Origin of the sequence: Nisaea sp. (assembly GCF_965216895.1) — a bacterium.
GTDB lineage: Bacteria > Pseudomonadota > Alphaproteobacteria > Thalassobaculales > Thalassobaculaceae > Nisaea.
This window is the reverse complement of sequence record NZ_OZ244205.1, coordinates 1,970,115-1,986,988: the sequence shown is the minus strand read 5'-3', so window position 1 is coordinate 1,986,988 and position 16,874 is coordinate 1,970,115. Positions and strand designations below refer to the sequence as shown.

Annotated in this window: 15 protein-coding genes and 1 tRNA gene; 9 read left to right on the top strand and 7 right to left on the bottom strand. The window is 64.3% G+C overall.

Annotated elements, in window-relative coordinates; translation table 11 throughout:
- Positions 1–25: 25 nt before the first annotated feature.
- Together ACOOE1_RS09500 and ACOOE1_RS09495 are read right to left on the bottom strand one after the other, a co-directional pair.
- A complete protein-coding gene (locus ACOOE1_RS09500; protein WP_420406110.1) occupies positions 26–817 on the bottom strand; it encodes a DODA-type extradiol aromatic ring-opening family dioxygenase in 792 nt (263 codons plus the stop codon).
- Positions 818–826: 9 nt separating this feature from the next.
- Entirely contained in the window at positions 827–1,258 is a 432-nt protein-coding gene (locus tag ACOOE1_RS09495) for a DoxX family protein (RefSeq protein ID WP_420406109.1), read from the bottom strand.
- A gap of 145 nt (positions 1,259–1,403) precedes the next feature.
- Here ACOOE1_RS09495 and ACOOE1_RS09490 point away from each other — a divergent pair, with 145 nt between their 5' ends.
- The 6 genes from ACOOE1_RS09490 (at position 1,404) to phnE (ACOOE1_RS09465) (ending at position 7,605) form a co-directional block, all read left to right on the top strand.
- Positions 1,404–2,291, top strand: coding sequence for a LysR family transcriptional regulator (locus ACOOE1_RS09490; protein WP_420406108.1), 888 nt, complete (start codon positions 1,404–1,406; stop codon positions 2,289–2,291).
- A gap of 134 nt (positions 2,292–2,425) precedes the next feature.
- On the top strand, positions 2,426–3,334 hold the full coding sequence (locus ACOOE1_RS09485; protein ID WP_420406107.1) for a phosphate/phosphite/phosphonate ABC transporter substrate-binding protein: 909 nt from the start codon (positions 2,426–2,428) through the stop codon (positions 3,332–3,334).
- 146 nt (positions 3,335–3,480) lie between these two features.
- Positions 3,481–4,341 (top strand): phosphonate ABC transporter ATP-binding protein, encoded by an 861-nt coding sequence (gene phnC, locus ACOOE1_RS09480; RefSeq protein ID WP_420406106.1) that lies wholly within the window; start codon positions 3,481–3,483, stop codon positions 4,339–4,341.
- A 55-nt stretch (positions 4,342–4,396) separates the two neighbouring features.
- Entirely contained in the window at positions 4,397–5,311 is a 915-nt protein-coding gene (gene phnD, locus ACOOE1_RS09475; RefSeq protein ID WP_420406105.1) for a phosphonate ABC transporter substrate-binding protein, read from the top strand.
- Between the two features lie 105 nt (positions 5,312–5,416).
- Entirely contained in the window at positions 5,417–6,256 is an 840-nt protein-coding gene (gene phnE, locus ACOOE1_RS09470) for a phosphonate ABC transporter, permease protein PhnE (protein ID WP_420406104.1), read from the top strand.
- An 11-nt stretch (positions 6,257–6,267) separates the two neighbouring features.
- Positions 6,268–7,605 carry a phosphonate ABC transporter, permease protein PhnE gene (gene phnE, locus ACOOE1_RS09465; RefSeq protein WP_420406103.1) on the top strand — a complete coding sequence of 446 codons (1,338 nt, stop codon included), beginning with the start codon at positions 6,268–6,270 and terminating at the stop codon, positions 7,603–7,605.
- Between the two features lie 23 nt (positions 7,606–7,628).
- On the opposite strand, the gene ACOOE1_RS09460 is transcribed toward phnE (ACOOE1_RS09465), so the two are convergent.
- From ACOOE1_RS09460 to ACOOE1_RS09440, 5 genes are all read right to left on the bottom strand, one after another.
- Complete coding sequence (locus ACOOE1_RS09460) at positions 7,629–8,354, bottom strand: ribonuclease activity regulator RraA (protein ID WP_420406102.1); 726 nt, start codon at positions 8,352–8,354, stop codon at positions 7,629–7,631.
- A gap of 15 nt (positions 8,355–8,369) precedes the next feature.
- Positions 8,370–10,109 (bottom strand): L-arabinonate dehydratase, encoded by a 1,740-nt coding sequence (gene araD / locus ACOOE1_RS09455; protein WP_420406101.1) that lies wholly within the window; start codon positions 10,107–10,109, stop codon positions 8,370–8,372.
- A gap of 2 nt (positions 10,110–10,111) precedes the next feature.
- The gene (locus tag ACOOE1_RS09450) at positions 10,112–10,249 is read right to left on the bottom strand and encodes a hypothetical protein (RefSeq protein WP_420406100.1); all 138 of its coding nucleotides are present in this window, start codon (positions 10,247–10,249) and stop codon (positions 10,112–10,114) included.
- 13 nt (positions 10,250–10,262) lie between these two features.
- Entirely contained in the window at positions 10,263–12,296 is a 2,034-nt protein-coding gene (locus ACOOE1_RS09445; protein ID WP_420406099.1) for a TRAP transporter large permease subunit, read from the bottom strand.
- 91 nt (positions 12,297–12,387) lie between these two features.
- On the bottom strand, positions 12,388–13,425 hold the full coding sequence (locus tag ACOOE1_RS09440) for a TRAP transporter substrate-binding protein (RefSeq protein ID WP_420406098.1): 1,038 nt from the start codon (positions 13,423–13,425) through the stop codon (positions 12,388–12,390).
- Positions 13,426–13,570: 145 nt separating this feature from the next.
- Between ACOOE1_RS09440 and ACOOE1_RS09435 the strand changes: the two genes are divergently transcribed.
- From ACOOE1_RS09435 to ACOOE1_RS09425, 3 genes are all read left to right on the top strand, one after another.
- Complete coding sequence (locus ACOOE1_RS09435) at positions 13,571–14,290, top strand: GntR family transcriptional regulator (RefSeq protein ID WP_420406097.1); 720 nt, start codon at positions 13,571–13,573, stop codon at positions 14,288–14,290.
- 105 nt (positions 14,291–14,395) lie between these two features.
- Positions 14,396–14,472 (top strand) — tRNA-Met (locus ACOOE1_RS09430).
- A 167-nt stretch (positions 14,473–14,639) separates the two neighbouring features.
- On the top strand, positions 14,640–16,871 hold the full coding sequence (locus tag ACOOE1_RS09425; RefSeq protein ID WP_420406096.1) for a PAS domain-containing sensor histidine kinase: 2,232 nt from the start codon (positions 14,640–14,642) through the stop codon (positions 16,869–16,871).
- Positions 16,872–16,874: the final 3 nt, after the last annotated feature.

Genomic DNA, 16,874 nt, shown 5'->3' with positions numbered 1-16,874 from the left:
CGGGCACGGATGGTGCCGGCCGGGATCAGGCGGCCAGTTGGTCCGCTCCGAAGGAGAAGGCGGACATGCTGATGGAGCTGTGGCTGAAGCTCCGGTGCAGCCGCGCGCCGCGGTCGGTCCTGCCCGCACCTGCCGCGACGAAGAAGGGCAGGAAATGCTCCGGCGTCGGGTGCGCACGTTGTGCATCGCCGGGGGCATCCGGAAATCGCATCAGGGCCTTCCAGTCGCCGACTTCGACGGCCATGGAGACGAAATCGTCGAACCCGGTCGCCCAGGCCGGTGGCGGCATGCCTTCCGGGCCGAGTGCGCGCAGATTGTGCGTCACCGATCCGGAACCGACGATCAGCACGCCCTCGTCGCGGAGAGGGGCGAGGGCCTCGCCGATCTCGAAATGCTGCCGGGCGGTGCCGCCCGCGAGCAGCGAGAGCTGGACGACCGGAATGTCCGCATCGGGAAACGCCAGGAGCAGCGGCACCCAGGCGCCGTGATCGAAGCCGCGGCCGGGATCGGCCTCGACCGTATGACCAAGATTCGCCATCAATTCGGTGACGCGGCGGCTGACAGCGGCGTCGGTCTTCGCCGGGTAACGAAAATCGTAGAGCTGCTTCGGAAAACCGGAGAAGTCGTGCACGGTCTCCGGCGCCTCCGCCGAGGTCAGTGCGAGGCGTGGGCTTTCCCAGTGCGCCGAGACGACGAGGATCGCCGCCGGGCGGCCGACCCGGCCGCCGAGCTCCGCGAGAAACTGTTTCGCGGGATGCTCTGTCAGCAGCAGGTCGGGCGCGCCATGCGGCAGGAAGAGGCTTGGTTGCCTGGTCATCTGCCGGTCCTACTCGCCTTGGGTGGCAGGCTGAAGGGCGAGCAGACGCGGGGTCTTCAGGGCATAGGCGCCGTCTCCGAGCAGGGCCTGCACGATCAGGGTCACGGCCCAGAATGCCGGGAATTCCCAGCCGCCGTTCGGGTTGCTGTAGAGCCAGCCGTTGGCGCCGTGGACCATGAAGACCGCGCCAAGCAGTATCGGCAGGGTGGCGATGGAGACGAGGCGGGTTGCGAACCCGGCAATCAGGGCCGCGCCGCCGCCGAGTTCGGCGAGGATCGTGAGGTAGGCGAAGATCGCCGGCAGACCGAGGCTTTCGAAGAAACCGACGGTGCCGGCCGGGGTGAAGACGAAGAGCTTCAGCGCGCCGTGGGCGATGAAGAGTACGCCGAGAGAGACGCGAAGGATGAGCGCGGCATAGTCTGCATTGGAGGGGTTGGTCATCGGGTCGTCCTTTCCATGTCGGTGACGGGCGGGAGAGCGCGCCGTCGATGACCCGAGACTTAATTGTACGCCAAAAGAGATATAAGCTGGTCTTCCGTTGAATGATTATAAACAATATGTTGTTAATATGGATTCGATCGGGCAAATGCGCTTTTTCGCCGCGGTGGCGGCCACCATGTCCTTCTCCAAGGCTGCGAAACGGCTTGGTACCACCGCGCAGAATGTGAGCAAGAACATCCGGGCGCTGGAGGATGAATTCGGCGTCCTGCTGCTGAACCGGACGACGCGGGTCGTCACGCTGACCGAAAGCGGCCGCGCGTTCCTGCCGCGTTGCATCCGGCTGGTGGAGGATTTCGACGAGATTCATGCCGTCATGCGGGACGAGGGCGGCAGCCCCGCCGGGAATCTGGTGGTCACCGCCCCAGTGACATTCGGCGAAACCCATCTCCTTGGCGCAGTAGAGAAATACCTTGCCGATTACCCGCAGGTGACGCTCGATCTCCGTCTCACCGACCAGCATCTTTCGATGATCGACGAAGGTGTCGATCTGTCCGTCCGGATTGGAGAATTGCAGGATTCGACCCTGATCGCACGACGGTTGGGGGAGACCCGGTTGATCGCCTGCGCGACACCGTCTTATCTCGAGGCCCGTGGCGTACCGGACCATCCTCGCGATCTTGCCGCACATCGCTGTATCTTCGACACCAACAGGCGCACGTCGGGGCAATGGGTCTTCCGCGACGGGACCGAGACCCTTTCTGTGAGTGTCAATCACCGGGTTCGCGTGAACGGCGCCTCCGCCGTCAGGAAATTGATCCTGTCCGGCGAGGGGGTGGGCATCGTTCCGAGCTATATCATCGACGAGGATATCCGGCGCGGCGATCTGGTGCCCATTCTTGCAGAATACGAGGGAGAGCGTCTGCCGGTCTCCGCCCTCTATCTCGCGAACCGCCATCTCTCAAGGAAAGTGCGGGCCTTCATCGAGGTCGCGGAGGCCGAGATCAGGTCTTTCCCGGACTGGAATGCCGTCTGACGCCGAATCGGCGGGCGGCTGCAATCCGACCGTCATCAAACGGTCAATCAATTCGCGTAGAGTTCCGCTCCATACAGGGCGTTTTCCCGGGTTCGCAAGGTGCGGCCCGGCAACAGACCGAAATGGACAGAGCGATGCGACAGGCTATCAGGCGTGCATTGTCGGCTGCCGCCGCGGTCGGCATGATTTCGGGGCTGGTTTCCCCGGTGTTCGCATCTGCGGCCGGAGATCTGAAGATCGGGATCCTCGGCGGCCTGTCCGTCGAGACCGGATTCGCTGCGCAGACGTGTCTGATGCAGGAACTGGCCGACGGGCTGGGCGTACCGGTCACCGTAAACGCATTCGCCTCGGGCACGGCATTGCAGGACGCGCTGGTCGCCGGTGAGGTCGATCTCGCGTCACTTTCCCCGCGGTCCTACAGTGCACTCTGGCGGAGCAATGCCGCCGCGGTACAGCCGGTGCTGGCCCCGCTCGAACGTGGCGGCGCGAAAGGCTACCGCGCCGTTGTCCTGGCGCGCACGGGCGCGGAGCTTTCCACGCTTGAGGACATGACGGGCAAGGAAGTCGGCTTTGCGGATCACCGGTCCCTGCCGGGTTATTTTGTGCCCTCGGTTGCGCTCGCACGGGACGGCTTCAAGACCGAAGGGTTCGCGGTCGTGCAGTTCAGCGGCGGCCACCAGGCCAATCTGACCGCACTGGAAAGCGGCGCAATCGATCTGGCGGTCACCTGGACGACGGTTGGCGGCACGGCCGACACGGGCCCGCTGGCCCGCTTCAAGCCGGGCGCCGCCTCTCCCCTGTCCGAGATCTGGCGGTCTCCACTCGTGCCGAACGGTCCGCTGGTGCTCCGGAAGACACTCCCGGATCCGATCAAACACATCGTCACGACGCAGCTCGCCGCGCTCGGCGCGCGTGCGCCCGACTGTCTCGCAACAGCCTTTGGGCGCCCGATCACCGGGCTCTTCCCGGTCACGCACGCAGATTACGAGACCTTCATCGAAGCCGATCACAGACGCCTCTCGCTTTCCGTCGCAAGCAACTGAGTGTCGCCGCCGGCTCTGACGGCTTCATGAAACTGAAGCAAAAGCGTCACGGGATCGACCCGCTCCATTGATACCAACGCCCGGTCGGTTCTCGCGCGGTGCGGGCTTTTGCGAGCCCCGGACGGCGCGAGATTCAGGAGTGGGGCATGATCGAATTCAAGAACGTTACCAAAGCCTTCGGAAACATGATCGCGGTCGATTCCGTGAGTTTCACGGTCGACAAGCCGCAGATGATCGGGGTGATCGGACGCTCGGGCGCCGGAAAGTCCACCTTCCTCAGGCTCTTCAATCGTCTGACGCCGGCGACCTCCGGAGAGATCCTCGTCGAGGGCACCGATGTGCTCGGCCTCAAAGGCAACGCCAAGCGGCGTTGGCAGAAGGACTGCGCGATGATCTTCCAGCAGTTCAATCTGGTGCCGCGCCTCGATGTCGTGACCAACGTCATGCTTGGCCGGCTGAACCAGCACGGCACGCTGCGCTCCATGTTCAAGATCTTTTCCCAGCGCGATATCGATGACGCGCTCGCGGCCCTGGACCGGCTCGGTCTCGCAGAGCGCGCGCTGCAGAGGGTCGAGACCCTTTCGGGCGGCCAGCAGCAGCGCGTCGCCATCGCCCGCGGCCTGATGCAGGAGCCGAAGATCATCCTCGCCGACGAGCCGATCGCCTCTCTCGATCCGCTGAGCGCCGAGGTGGTCATGGGCTCTCTCAGGGAAATCCACGACCGCGACGGCATGACCGTTATGTGCAACCTGCACACGCTCGACACGGCGCGCAGCTATTGCGACCGGGTGATCGGCATGGCCCAGGGCAAGGTCGTGTTCGACGGCCCGGCCGACGAACTGACTCCGGAAGCGGCGCGCGAGATCTACGGCGCCGAGGACGGGCTGAACGAAGCCGTGACCTCGACCAGCATTTCCACCAGCGGCGCGCCGCGGCGCGCCAGATCCGATCCCTCCGCGGCGGGCCAGGGGGGCCCGGTTGCTGAGGCGAATGCCGCCACGGCGTGACCCGGCGCACCGCCGGTGGTCCGTGGGGCGAATGCAACATAGGGAGTAGTTAGGGATGAAGTTCGTTCGCAATTTCGCGATGGCGGCTGCCGTCGCCGTGACCGCGTTCGGCGCGGCCGACGTGCACGCCGAAGACAAGATTACCGAGTTCCGCATCGGCGTGCTCGGCGGAGAGAACCAGTCTGATCGTCTGCGCTCCAACGAGTGCGTGCGCTCGAAAGTCGAGGCCTTGCTCGGCGTGCCGACCAAGATCTTCGCGCCGGCCGACTATAACGGCGTGATCGAGGGCCTCATCGGCCGCAATCTGGACATGGCCTGGCTCGGTGCCTCCGGTTATGCCAAGACGTACCTTACCGACCCGGAAGCCGTTGAGCCGGTTCTGGTCAAGGTCAATGTGGATGGTTCCATCGGCTATCACTCGATCGGCTTCGCCCGCGTGGATAGCGGCATCAAGACGCTCGACGACATGAAGGGCAAGAAGTTCGGCTTCGGCGACCCGAATTCGACCTCCGGCTATCTGATCCCGTCGATCGAGATCCCGGCGGCCGGCTTCCCGATGGAAAGCGGCGAGTATTTCGGCGAAGTGGTCTTCACCGGCGGTCACGAGCAGACCATCGTGGCGGTCGCCAACGGTGACATCGATGCCGGCGTCACCTGGGCCGACGGCCTTGGCGAGTGGGAAGAGGGCTACAACAGCGGCGCGCTGCGCAAGGCCGCCGATGCCGGCCTCGTCGACATGACCCAGCTGGTGCAGATCTGGAAATCCAAGGTGATCCCGGAAGGCCCGGTCGTGCTGCGCAAGGACCTTCCGTCCGACGTCAAGGTGAAGGTCACCGGCCTGATCGCCGGCCTGTCCTCGCTCGATCCGGAATGCGCCTACAGCTTCATGGCCGGCGAGATCAAGGGCATGACGCCGGTCACGCACGAGACTTACGAGGTCATCGTCGCGGCGCGCAAGTCGAAGATGTAAGACAGCGCTCCGGCGTTTGCTGAATACAACGGGCTGGACTGTGCCTCGGCACGGTCCCGCTCACCTTCCGGGCGCGGCCCGAATTTCTTGATCAGGATCGGTAAGATGGTCGATGTGATGCACCAGGAGGTGGTCGCGCTCGAGAACCGGCGCCGGCTCTATACCGGGCTCGCCGTCGTGCTGCTGATCGCCGTCGTGATGTCCGGATACCACGAGGCATCGCAGCTCAATTCCGGCGGCTTCCTGCAGGGATTGGCGAAATTCTTCGACTATCCGGCGCAGATCGTGGCCCAGTCCTGGGAAGACGGATGGGCTTTCTGGGCACTGTTTCCGAAATTCCTGCCGGCGCTGATCGAGACCCTCAATATCGCTGCGGTAGCCACCATCATCGGCGCGCTCATCGCGACCGTCCTCTCGCTGCTGTCGAGCCGAAATCTCGAGGTGCCGGCGGCAATGATCCCGGTCGTGCGCCGCATCATGGACGTCATGCGGGCCTTCCCGGAACTGATCATTGCGCTGTTTCTCATTTTCGTGCTCGGTGCCAGTCCCGTGCCGGCCGCCATCGCCGTCGCCTTCCACACCTCCGGGGCGCTCGGTAAGCTGTTCTCGGAGGTAAATGAGAACATCGACGTCAAGCCGCTGGAAGGCCTGAAGGCGACCGGCAGCACCTGGCTGCAACGCGTGCGCTTCGGGGTGCTTCCCCAGGTCCTGCCGAATTACAGCAGCTATTTCCTGCTGCGCTTCGAGATCAATGTCCGCGCCTCGGCGATCCTCGGCTTCGTCGGCGCGGGCGGTATCGGTTCCGAACTCAGCCGCGCGATCGGCTGGGGCGCGGGTAACGAGATCGCGGCGCTCTTCCTGCTGCTGTTCCTGTCGATCGTCGCCATCGACCAATTGTCCTCTTATCTGCGCCGCCATTTCGTCGGCGCAGAGAGTTTCGGTTAGGGGAGGGCGTCATGGTTGCCGCAACGGAACAGACTGCACTCATGTCCGAGACTGTCCGGGTCACCGTCAGGAAAGCCTCCGCCGTGCCGATGCTGCTGCTGGCCGGCATCGTGCTCTATCTGATCTATGCGTGGAACGCATTCGACATCACCCGGCTCCTGGAACGCGCGCAGCTTTCCAAGGGTGCACTGCTGATTTCCGACTCGATCGCCTACAAGACCCATGTGACGAAGAATTTCCGGCGCGGCGGATTCGAGGTCGCGATCGAGGGGGAACGCCACGCGACGTACGAGACGCTGCCGTCCTGGGTCGAGGGCGACGCCGACGATTTCACGGTCGACCTTGGAGAGGGTTACCTGGTCAGGGGCTCCGGAGAGAGCCTGGAATTCGAGGTGCCCGGATACGGCACGATCTCCTCGAGGCTGGTCGACCGCAAGATCGTCACCGAGCTTCCCGAGGGACCGGTGCCGGACTGGCTGAACGCGCGTGACGTGAAGCTCGACGCCCGGCCGACCTTCTCCCGGCGCCTGCAATTCACCAGGTCCAAGATCGAGATCCACAAGTTCGAATATGGCTGGGAGAATTTCTGGTTCCCCTTCACCTCGGTACTGCACGGCAAGAGCGTCGGTGAGCTGGTCGCGCTCGCCGGATCTGCCGAGCGGCTCGACCCGGATTTGCCGAACTGGCAGTTCATTCTCTCGAGTTTCTGGGGTAATCCCGAATGGCAGCACGGCATCATCGCCGTGGCCCTGTTCGAGACCATCCTGATGGCGGTGCTCGGCACCGTGACCGCCGCGGCAGTCGGTCTGCCGCTCGCCTTCGTGGCGGCCTCCAACTTCAACCCGAACGGCACCATCCGTTTCGTGGTGCGGCGAATCTTCGACTTCGTGCGCGGCATCGACATGCTGATCTGGTCGCTGATCTTCATCCGCGCCTTCGGGCTCGGCCCGCTGACCGGCTCGCTCGCCATCGCCTTCACCGATACCGGCTCGCTCGGCAAGCTGTTCTCGGAAGCGCTGGAGAATATCGACCGCAAGCAGGTCGAGGGCGTCGAATCCACTGGCGCCAACCGCTGGCAACGCTACCGCTTCGGGGTGATCCCGCAGATCCTGCCGGTCTTCACCTCGCAGTTCCTCTATTACGTCGAGTCCAACACCCGGTCCGCGACGGTGATCGGCGCGCTCGGCGCGGGCGGTATCGGGCTCGTGCTGGTCGAGACCATGCGGACCTCGCGCGACTGGGAGAACACCTTCTACATCATCGGCCTGATCATCGTGATGGTGTTCGTCATGGACGGCGCCTCAGGCTGGCTGCGGCGCAAGCTGATCGCCGGCGGGGAGAGCCGCTAGGCCCTTCTGGCTCCGGCCCGGTTTCAGCGGCCGGTTCTGGCGCGCCAGGCGGCGAAATCAGCCTTCGCCTTCTCGGTCGTGGCCGGGTAGAGGCCGATCACCGCCTCGCCTTCCAGGACGCGCTCGGTGACGAAATCCTCGAAGGCGGTCATCTCGGTCGCCTCGGCGGCGATTTCGTCGGCCAGATGCAGCGGGATCACGACCACGCCCTCGCCGTCGCCCACCACCACGTCTCCCGGAAACACCGCGACGTCGCCGCAGCCGATCGGCCCGTTGAGTTCGATCGCCTGGTGCCGGGTCAGGTTGGTCGGTGCCGAGGGTCGATTGTGATAGGTCGGGATGTCGAGCGCCGCGATTTCAGGCGCATCGCGAAAACCGCCATCGGTCACCACACCGGCGCAGCCGCGCTTCATGAGGCGGGTGACGAGGATCGAGCCGGCGGACGCGGCCCGCGGGTCCTTCCGGCTGTCGATGACCATGACGTGGCCTTCCGGACATTCCTCGACGCCGACCCGCTGCGGATGCGTCGGGTCCTGGAAGACCGAGATCGGGTTCAGGTCCTCGCGGGCCGGGATGTAGCGCATCGTGTAGGCCTGCCCGACCATGTTCCGTCCCTTGGCGCCGAGCGGCTGCACGTCCTGGATGAACTGGTTCTTCAGTCCGAGCTTGAAGAGCGCCGTGCAGATGGTCGCGGTGCTGACCTTCATCAGTTTTTCGCGGGTTTCCGCGCTCAGGGCAGTCGCAGTCATTCTGTGTGCTCCGGATCAGAAGATGGCGGGTTCGGCGACGGGGGCGCCGAAATCGGTCTCGAGATAGTCGAAATCGCAGCCGGAATCGGCCTGCAGGATATGTTGGGAGAACATCCAGCCATATCCCCGCTCGTAGCGCGGCGCCAGCGGCTTCCAGGCCGCCCGGCGGCGCTCCAGTTCCGCGTCGTCGATCTCCATCTGGATCAGCCGCTTCTCGACATCGACCGTGATCAGGTCGCCGGTCTGCACCAGCGCGAGCGGACCGCCGACATAGGCCTCCGGCGCGACATGCAGGATGCAGGCGCCATAGCTGGTGCCGCTCATGCGGGCGTCCGAAAGCCGGAGCATATCCCGGACGCCCTGTTTCACGAGCTTGGTCGGGACCGGGAGCATGCCCCATTCCGGCATGCCGGGGCCGCCTTTCGGGCCGGCATTGCGCAGGATCAGGACGGTGTCTTCCGTGGCGTCCAGATTCTCGTCGTTGATCGCGGCCTTCATCGCCGGATAATCGTCGAAGACCAGCGCCGGGCCGGTATGCTTCAGGAACCGCCGGTCCATCGCGGATACCTTCATCACGCAGCCGTCGGGCGCGAGGTTGCCTTTCAGCACGACGAGCGCGCCGCTCTCGTAGATCGGGTTGTCGAGCGGACGGATGACATCGCTGTCATAGACCTGAGCGTCGGCGATATTCTCGCCAATCGTTCTGCCGGTCACCGTCATCGCGTCGGTCGCGAGATGCGGCTCGATGGTCTTCAGCATCGCCCTCAGGCCGCCCGCGTAGTAGAAATCCTCCATCAGATAGGTGTCGCCGTTCGGCCGGATATTGGCGATGACAGGAACGTCGCGGCCGATGCGGTCGAAATCGTCGAGTCCGATATCGAAACCGGCGCGCCGTCCCATTGCGACCACGTGAATGATGGCATTGGTCGAGCAGCCCATCGCCATGGCGGCGGCGATACCGTTCTCGAACGAGGCGCGCGTGAGGATGTCGCTCGGCTTCAGGTCTTCCCAGGCCATTTCGACGATGCGCCGGCCACATTGCGCGGCGAGGCGGATATGGTTGGAATCGGGGGCGGGAATGGAGGCGCCGCCGGACAGCACGAAACCGAGCGCCTCGGCGATCGAGGTCATCGTGCTCGCGGTCCCCATGGTCATGCAGTGACCGAAGGAACGTGCGATGCCTTGCTCCACCTCGGTCCAGTCCTGCTGGGTGATCTTCCCGGCGCGGAGCTCGTCGTAATACTTCCAGGTGTCGGAGCCGCTGCCGAGTTTGACGCCTTTCCAGTTGCCGCGCAGCATCGGCCCCGCCGGGAAGAAGATCGTCGGCAGGTCCATCGAAATCGCGCCCATCAGCAGACCCGGCGTGGTCTTGTCGCAGCCGCCCATCAGCACGACGGCATCGACCGGGTGGGAGCGGATCAACTCTTCCGTCTCGATGGCGAGGAGGTTGCGGTAGAGCATGGTGGTCGGCTTGACCAGCGGTTCGGAGAGCGAGATCGCCGGCAGTTCGATCGGAAAGCCCCCGGCCTGCAGCACGCCGCGCTTCACGTCGGCCACGCGCTCCTTGAAGTGGACATGGCACTGGTTGATGTCCGACCAGGTATTGATGATCCCGATCACCGGTTTGCCGGTCCAGTCCTCCGCGTCGTAGCCCATCTGCATGGTGCGCGAACGGTGCCCGAAGGCGCGTAGGTCCTCCACTCCGTACCAGCGATGGCTGCGAAGCTCCTCGGGGGTCTTATTCTTGCGGGTCATTGTCAGGAAAATCCGTCGGCAAGTGCAAACATGAAGGCGATGAGGGCCAGTCCGATCAGGACGCCGATCACGGTCGGAGCGACTCCGTAGGATCCGGCGATGGCGTTCTCGTCATCCTCGTGCTGGTCATACATGGACATGTGCTATCTCCGGTCAATTCAGCAATTGGGGCATCCAGAGCGCGATCTGCGGGAAGAACATGACCAGCAGCATGCCGATGATCTGCAAGCAGATGAACGGGATCACGCTGATGAAGATCTCCTGCAGTGTAACGTCCTTGGGCGCCACGGATTTCAGCCAGAAGCAGGCCGGTCCGAAGGGCGGGCTGAGGAAGTAGATCTGGATATTCATCACGAACAGGATGCCGAACCAGACGGCGGCCCATTCCGGTTCCATGCCGAGTTCCGGCGCCAGGTCGCGGACCACCGGCGCGAAGACCGGCACGGTGATGAAGATGATCGCGATCCATTCCATGAAGGTGCCGAGGATCACCAGGATGGCCATCATCACGAAGATGGTGCCCAGCGCCCCGAGTCCGGCGTCCTTGATCAGATCGCGCATGAAGTCGGCGCCGCCGATCAGATTGTAGAGACCGACGAAGGCAACCGCGCCGAGGATCAGCCAGATGATCGTGCCGACCACCGACATCGTGTTGGCGAGGCAGTCGCGGATCAGGGGGTAGTTGAACTGGAAGCGGACGGCGGCGACGACGATTGCGCCGAACACCCCGACCGCGGCAGCCTCCGTGACGCTGGTGATGCCGCCATAGATCGATCCCATAACGCAGACGATCAGCAGGATGCAGAGCGTGACGGCCCAGATCTGGTGCCGGCCGAGCTTCGTCACCTGCCCGGTCCGTTCCGCGATCTCCGCGGCAGTGGGGGCCAGAGTGGGGTTGAGATTGCAGCGCAGCAGGACGAAGGAGACGTAGAAGGCCGCGAGCATCAGTCCGGGGACGAAACCGGCGGAGAACAGGTCGCCGATCCCGACATTGGCGCTGAGGCCGTAGACGATCATGACGATGGAGGGCGGAATCAGCGTCGCCAGAGCACCGGAGGCGCAGATCAGGCCGATGGTCAGTTTCCGGTCGTATCCGAGCCGCAGCATCTGCGGCAGGGCGACCAGGCCGAGCATGACGATCTCGCCGCCCATCACGCCGGACATGGCGGCGAGGATGACGGCGACGATCGTGGTCTGCAGCGCGACTCCGCCGCGCAGTCCGCCGGCGAAGATCGACATGGCGTCGAACAGGTCCTGCGCGATGCCGGCGCGCTCGAGGATTGAGGCCATGAGCACGAAGAACGGCACCGCGACCAGCGGGTATTTCTCCAGCAGGTCCATGGCGTTGGTCGAGACCAGGTACATACCTGTCGTGCCGTAGAACATCAGGGCGCAGATCACTGAGATGATCAGCGTGACGATGCCGAGCGGCATGCCCGTCATCATGAGGGCGAGGAGGGCGGCGACGATCCCGAGCGAGATGGTGGCGATGCCGATCTCGTCCCGGTCGATCACGAAACGGTCGACAAAGGCACTGCCGCTCTCCGCGAGGGAGGTCTCGATGCCGTACCAGACTCCTTCGCCGCCGCTGTAGTGCGCGAAGATCTGCAGCAGCAACCGGAGGCAGAGCAGGCTCAGCACCGCCAGGGTCGCGACCTGCAGCGGCCGGGTCTGGAAATGACGCGTGAGATTGACCAGCAGCTGGACGAGATAGAGGAACAGCCCGGAGACGAGAACGGTCTTCAGGATCATCGGCAGCGGCGAGTTCCAGGCCGTGCCGCCGCGTTCCGTCAGGTCGATGCTCTCCAGCGCCCGGATCAGCGTGTCCGAGACCAGCATGTAGAGAGCGAAGACGCCGACCACCATGGCGAAGAGGTCAAGCCACCAGCGCACCCGCTCCGAGGCCATCAGGTAGAAGACGGTGATTCCGATATGGCGCTTGCGCAGGGTGACGAAGCCGGCGGAGAGCATCCAGGCCGTGGCGCAGAGCACCATGACGACTTCGAATACCCATTGGGTCGGGTTGTTGAATACGTAGCGGGCAATCACTTCCCAGAGCGTGCATATGGCCGCCAGCAGGTAGAGATTGCTGACCGCCAGCCCGAGAAAACGGCTGACATGGTCGACGGATCGGCTGAATGTCGCACCGGCCGGTGCCCCGACCATGGTTTCCGTGAATCCGCTCATCGCGTGCCCCGCGTCGTTGCCCGTAGTAGGGAGTGCTGAAGACAGGAAACCGCCGCGCCCCGGTTCGGGCGCGGCGGTTCCGGCAGGTGGATCAGTCGCCCTTCAGGAGGCCGACATTGCGCATGTAGGCGAGGTGCGCATCCAGGGCTTCCTTCGCCAGCGGAGACTTGGCCGCGAAGTCGTGCCAGGCGCCGACCGCGATCTCGCGGAATTTGGCGCGTTCCTCCGTCGACCAGTCGACGACGGTGATGTCGCCGCCGGCCCGCTGTTCGGCCGCGATGGCCTGGTCCTGCAGGTCCGCCTCGCGACGCATTGCGTCATAGGCGGCGGAATACCAGACCTCGAGCGCGGTCTGTCCCTCCGGGCCAAGCTTGTCCCAGACCTTCTTGTTCACGATGAACTGCAGTACCGCCATCGAGTGGATGCCCGGATAGATCGGGAACTTCGCCACCTTGTACATGCCGGAGGCATTGTTGTTGACGTGGGCCGAGGCATCGGCGGCGTCGATCACGCCTTTTTCCAGCGCCGTATAGACCTCGGAGAAGGGCAGCGACACCGGGGCCGCACCGGCCCGTTTGAAGACCTCAGCCGCGAGACCTTCCGGCGAGCGCACTTTCACGCCCTTCATGTCGTCGACGGTCTTGATCGGGATGGTGGAGACGAAGGCTTCCTTCGCATAGGGCCCGCAGCCGACCACGTGCACCTTGCCCTTGGTGTACTTGTCGTAGAGCTTCTGCAGGATTTCCTTGCCGCCGCCATGCATGCAGAAGGTGCGGACCTGGTCGACGGTGTCGTAGCCGGCGATTAGGTCGCCGATCACGGCGAAGGCGGGGTCGCGGCCGGAGAAGTAGCTGACCGCGTTCAGGTCGCCGTCGAGGATGCCGTTGGCAACCGCGTCGATGGTCTCGCGGTGGGGCACGACGGCCTTTGTCGGCAGCACGTCGATCTCAACCTTGCCGCCGGTCATCACGCCCAGTTTCGGACCCCATTCGTCGGTCATGAAACGGTGGGCCCAGTCGCCGGCTTTCGAGCTGGCCTGCACTTTAAGGGTTTTTGCGAGCGCCCCGTCGGCCGCGCCCGCCAGCGCCGTCGCCGCGACGGCGATGGCCAGTAGAGACTTCTTCAACATTGTGGGTTCCTCCTCCCGTTGCGCCTGAGATTTGCTCTCTTTTGTGGCGTCGATACCCGACTAATATATCAATTGACCATAGACATACTAGCCCTTAAATTCCGCCGGATTCGTTCATCCATTGCGGCGAGGTCCGCCCGTCAGGATGCACCCAAGATCAGAGCAGAATCCGGGTTCCTCGAAAGACAGCTTGCCGGCGGCGCGCGGGCAGCGCGTGACCGCCGTGCAGCAGATCTATGCCGAGCTCAGGGCGCGGATCGTCGATCTGACGCTGCCGCCGGGCGCGCCGATCTCGAAGAAGGAGATCGCGGAACGGTTCGGTGTCAGCCAGACCCCGGTCCGGGAGGCATTGATCCTGCTGGAGGAGGAGGGGCTGGTGGACATCTTTCCCCAGTCCCGCACGGTCGTCTCCTTCATCGATGTGCAGAGCGCCCGTGAGGCGCATGTCCTGCGCCGCAGCGTCGAGGTCGAGATCGCGCGGATCCTCGCGGCGCGGCTGACGGAGATCGAGCTGATCGACCTGCGCGCGATCCTGCAGCGGCAGAGCGTTTTCCTGAGGGCCGGAGATCTCGCGGCCTTCGCCGAGGCGGACAACGAGCTGCATCGCCGGATGTACGAACTGGCGGACGTGGCGGGGCTCTGGGACATCGTCCGGGCCCGGCGCGTGCATCTCGACCGGCTGCGCAACCTGCACCTGCCGAGCAAGGGCAAGGCAAGCTCGATCCTGCGCGAGCACAAGCGGATCCTCGACTGCCTCGCGCTCAGGGACCCGGACGCGGCGGAAATCGCGGTGCGCGAGCATTTGAGAGGGACGGTTTCGGCGACCGGGCAGATCCGCGCCCACTTCCCGGAATATTTCGAATAGGCCCCTGCGGGCAAAATACCCCTCAGCGCTCTGTTGACAGCCCCGCCCGGCTCGCCTATATGCGTGGCTCCGCGCGGGCAAGTGCCCCCCGCGGGCCTCTATTGGGGCGGAGTAGCTCAGCTGGTTAGAGCAGCGGAATCATAATCCGCGTGTCGGGGGTTCAAGTCCCTCCTCCGCTACCAAATCTCCCTTCCTGCGACCTCCGGAATTCTTGGACGCCCGGCTTCGTGTCGTCCGGCCATGCATGTTGCCGCTGGCCGTCGTGCGGCTTGAATGCGGTATTCTTTAATCTGTTGCTAACTACATTTATGTAGGTTTGCTGCCTATCCGAGAATAAGAGCGTCGCAGTATGTCCCGAGCCGCACTCCATCCGGTTACACTGTTTCTGCTGGCGATGACGGTCGTCATCGGCGTGACGATCGCTGCCGGCGCTGCCGGTGTCGTGGTCGTGGACATCATTCGCGGCTACAGCAACGGCGCAACCTATTATGCCAAGGGACATCTGAGCGCGGTCAGCGCGCTGTACCGTTTCGCCCGCACCGGTGACGACCGCTATTACGAGATGTACCGCCGCCGGCTTCACCCGACGCTCAGCAATGGTGTGGCGCGGGAGATTCTCGATGCCGAAGACCTGCCGATCGACAACAGCTACACGTTCCTCATTCAGGGCAAGAACCATCCGAACGACGTGGCGGGCATCGCATGGTTCTACCGCGCCTTCAAGGATACTCCGGCGTTCCGGCCGGCGCGCGAGACCTGGGTCCGCGCCGATGCGAAGGTCAGGCAGATCGACGCTCTGGCGGACGCGTTGCGGCAGCTCGTCCTGAACGAGCCCGGAAATCTCTCGGCCCGTCAGGAGATCGTGCAGGCCGTCGAGCGGATCGATGACGAACTGATCCACCTGGAGGAACGGTTCTCCCTTCAACTGGGTGCCACCGCCCGGTCGGTGAGCTCGTTCCTGTTGTGGGGGCTGGCGGCACTCGGCGTCCTGCTGGCGATCCTGATCTGGGTGCTTGGCGTCGCTGTCGGACGCAGGCTGAAAGCCGCACGCGATACGATACATGATCGCGAATCACGCCTGGCGGACATCGTCGAGGTTGCCGCGGACTGGGTCTGGGAAACCGACGCGGAGCATCGCTTCACCTATCTGTCGCAACGCTTCGAGCAGCTCGTCGGGTTGTCCGTGGAGGCCGTCCTCGGGCGGCGGCGCTGGGATTTCGCGGGGGCTGAACCCGACGAGCGTTGGCGCCGCCATCTCGATGACCTGGACAGACACCGTCCGTTCCGCGATTTCGAGTATGTTTTCCGCGACTCCGGCGGAGAGGAGCACCATTTCCGCATCAACGGTAAGCCGGTGTTCGACGCAAGCGGGCTTTTCATCGGCTATCGCGGCACCGGTTCCGACATCACGGAAGCGGTCGAGGCGCGACGCGAAGCGGCGGCGAAGCAGGACCTGCTGGAGGCGACTTTCCAGCACATGGACCAGGGCATCAGCGTGTTCGATGCCAATCTGACGGCCGTCGCGTTCAACCAGCGCTACCTGGAACTGCTCGACCTCCCGGGGGACAGGTTCGCGCCGGGAGTTCCGTTCGAGGCGTTCGTGCGCTTCAACGCCGAGCGCGGCGAGTACGGGCCGGGAGATGTCGAAGCCCTGGTCGCCGAGCGCATTGCCGAGGTCCGACGCGCGGAGCCGCGCAATTTCGAACGCAAGCGCCCGGATGGAACCGTCCTGGAGACGATCGGCAGACCGCTTCCGGGCGGCGGCTTCGTCACCACCTACACCGACGTGACCGAACGCAACCGGACGATCGAGGCGCTCCGTTCGGCGAAACTCTCGGCCGAGATGGCCAACCAGGCGAAGACGCTCTTTCTCGCCAACATGAGCCACGAACTCAGGACACCGCTCAACGCGGTAATCGGGTTTTCCAGCCTGCTGGCCGAGAGTTCCTTCGGTCCGCTGAACGACCGATATGTCGACTATGCCCGCGACATTCACCAGAGCGGCCTGCACCTGCTGTCGGTCATCAATGACATTCTCGACCTGTCCAAGGTCGAAGTCGGCCATGTCGAGATCTCGCTCGAACCGGTTTCGCCCCGGGCGGCCACTGAGAGCTGCTTCCGCCTCCTGCAGGAACGGGCCGACGCCTCCGGCATCTCGCTGGTCAACGAGGTTCCCGAGGAGGCGTCTCCCCTGATTGCCGACAAGCGGCTGCTGCGCCAGATCCTCCTCAACCTGGTCGGAAACGCCATCAAGTTCTCGCATCGGGGGGGGATCGTCAGTGTTCGTCACGTGACGGCTGCCGACAACCGGTCGGGCCTTGAAGTCAGGGACCAGGGTGTCGGCATGGCGCAGGACGAGATCGCGCGCGCCATGCAGCCGTTCGTGCAACTCGACACCGGATATGCGCGGATGCATGAAGGCACAGGCCTCGGCCTGGCCCTTGTGCACCGCTATCTGGAGTTGCATGACGGCGCGCTGTCGATTTCCAGCAAGCCGGATGCCGGCACCGTGGCGACTGCCCTGTTCCCGGAGCCCGCGGACCTGCACATGGCCTCCGTCCCAGGGCAAACTGCCACGTGAAGG

Bases quoted from the DNA above. Each gene is read 5' to 3' on its own strand.
- ACOOE1_RS09500 (WP_420406110.1), bottom strand. From the start codon at position 817: ATGACCAGGCAACCAAGCCTCTTCCTGCCGCATGGCGCGCCCGACCTG.
- ACOOE1_RS09495 (WP_420406109.1), bottom strand. From the start codon at position 1,258: ATGACCAACCCCTCCAATGCAGACTATGCCGCGCTCATCCTTCGCGTC.
- ACOOE1_RS09490 (WP_420406108.1), top strand. From the start codon at position 1,404: ATGCGCTTTTTCGCCGCGGTGGCGGCCACCATGTCCTTCTCCAAGGCT.
- ACOOE1_RS09485 (WP_420406107.1), top strand. From the start codon at position 2,426: ATGCGACAGGCTATCAGGCGTGCATTGTCGGCTGCCGCCGCGGTCGGC.
- phnC (WP_420406106.1), top strand. From the start codon at position 3,481: ATGATCGAATTCAAGAACGTTACCAAAGCCTTCGGAAACATGATCGCG.
- phnD (WP_420406105.1), top strand. From the start codon at position 4,397: ATGAAGTTCGTTCGCAATTTCGCGATGGCGGCTGCCGTCGCCGTGACC.
- phnE (WP_420406104.1), top strand. From the start codon at position 5,417: ATGGTCGATGTGATGCACCAGGAGGTGGTCGCGCTCGAGAACCGGCGC.
- phnE (WP_420406103.1), top strand. From the start codon at position 6,268: ATGGTTGCCGCAACGGAACAGACTGCACTCATGTCCGAGACTGTCCGG.
- ACOOE1_RS09460 (WP_420406102.1), bottom strand. From the start codon at position 8,354: ATGACTGCGACTGCCCTGAGCGCGGAAACCCGCGAAAAACTGATGAAG.
- araD (WP_420406101.1), bottom strand. From the start codon at position 10,109: ATGACCCGCAAGAATAAGACCCCCGAGGAGCTTCGCAGCCATCGCTGG.
- ACOOE1_RS09450 (WP_420406100.1), bottom strand. From the start codon at position 10,249: ATGTCCATGTATGACCAGCACGAGGATGACGAGAACGCCATCGCCGGA.
- ACOOE1_RS09445 (WP_420406099.1), bottom strand. From the start codon at position 12,296: ATGAGCGGATTCACGGAAACCATGGTCGGGGCACCGGCCGGTGCGACA.
- ACOOE1_RS09440 (WP_420406098.1), bottom strand. From the start codon at position 13,425: ATGTTGAAGAAGTCTCTACTGGCCATCGCCGTCGCGGCGACGGCGCTG.
- ACOOE1_RS09435 (WP_420406097.1), top strand. From the start codon at position 13,571: ATGCACCCAAGATCAGAGCAGAATCCGGGTTCCTCGAAAGACAGCTTG.
- ACOOE1_RS09425 (WP_420406096.1), top strand. From the start codon at position 14,640: ATGTCCCGAGCCGCACTCCATCCGGTTACACTGTTTCTGCTGGCGATG.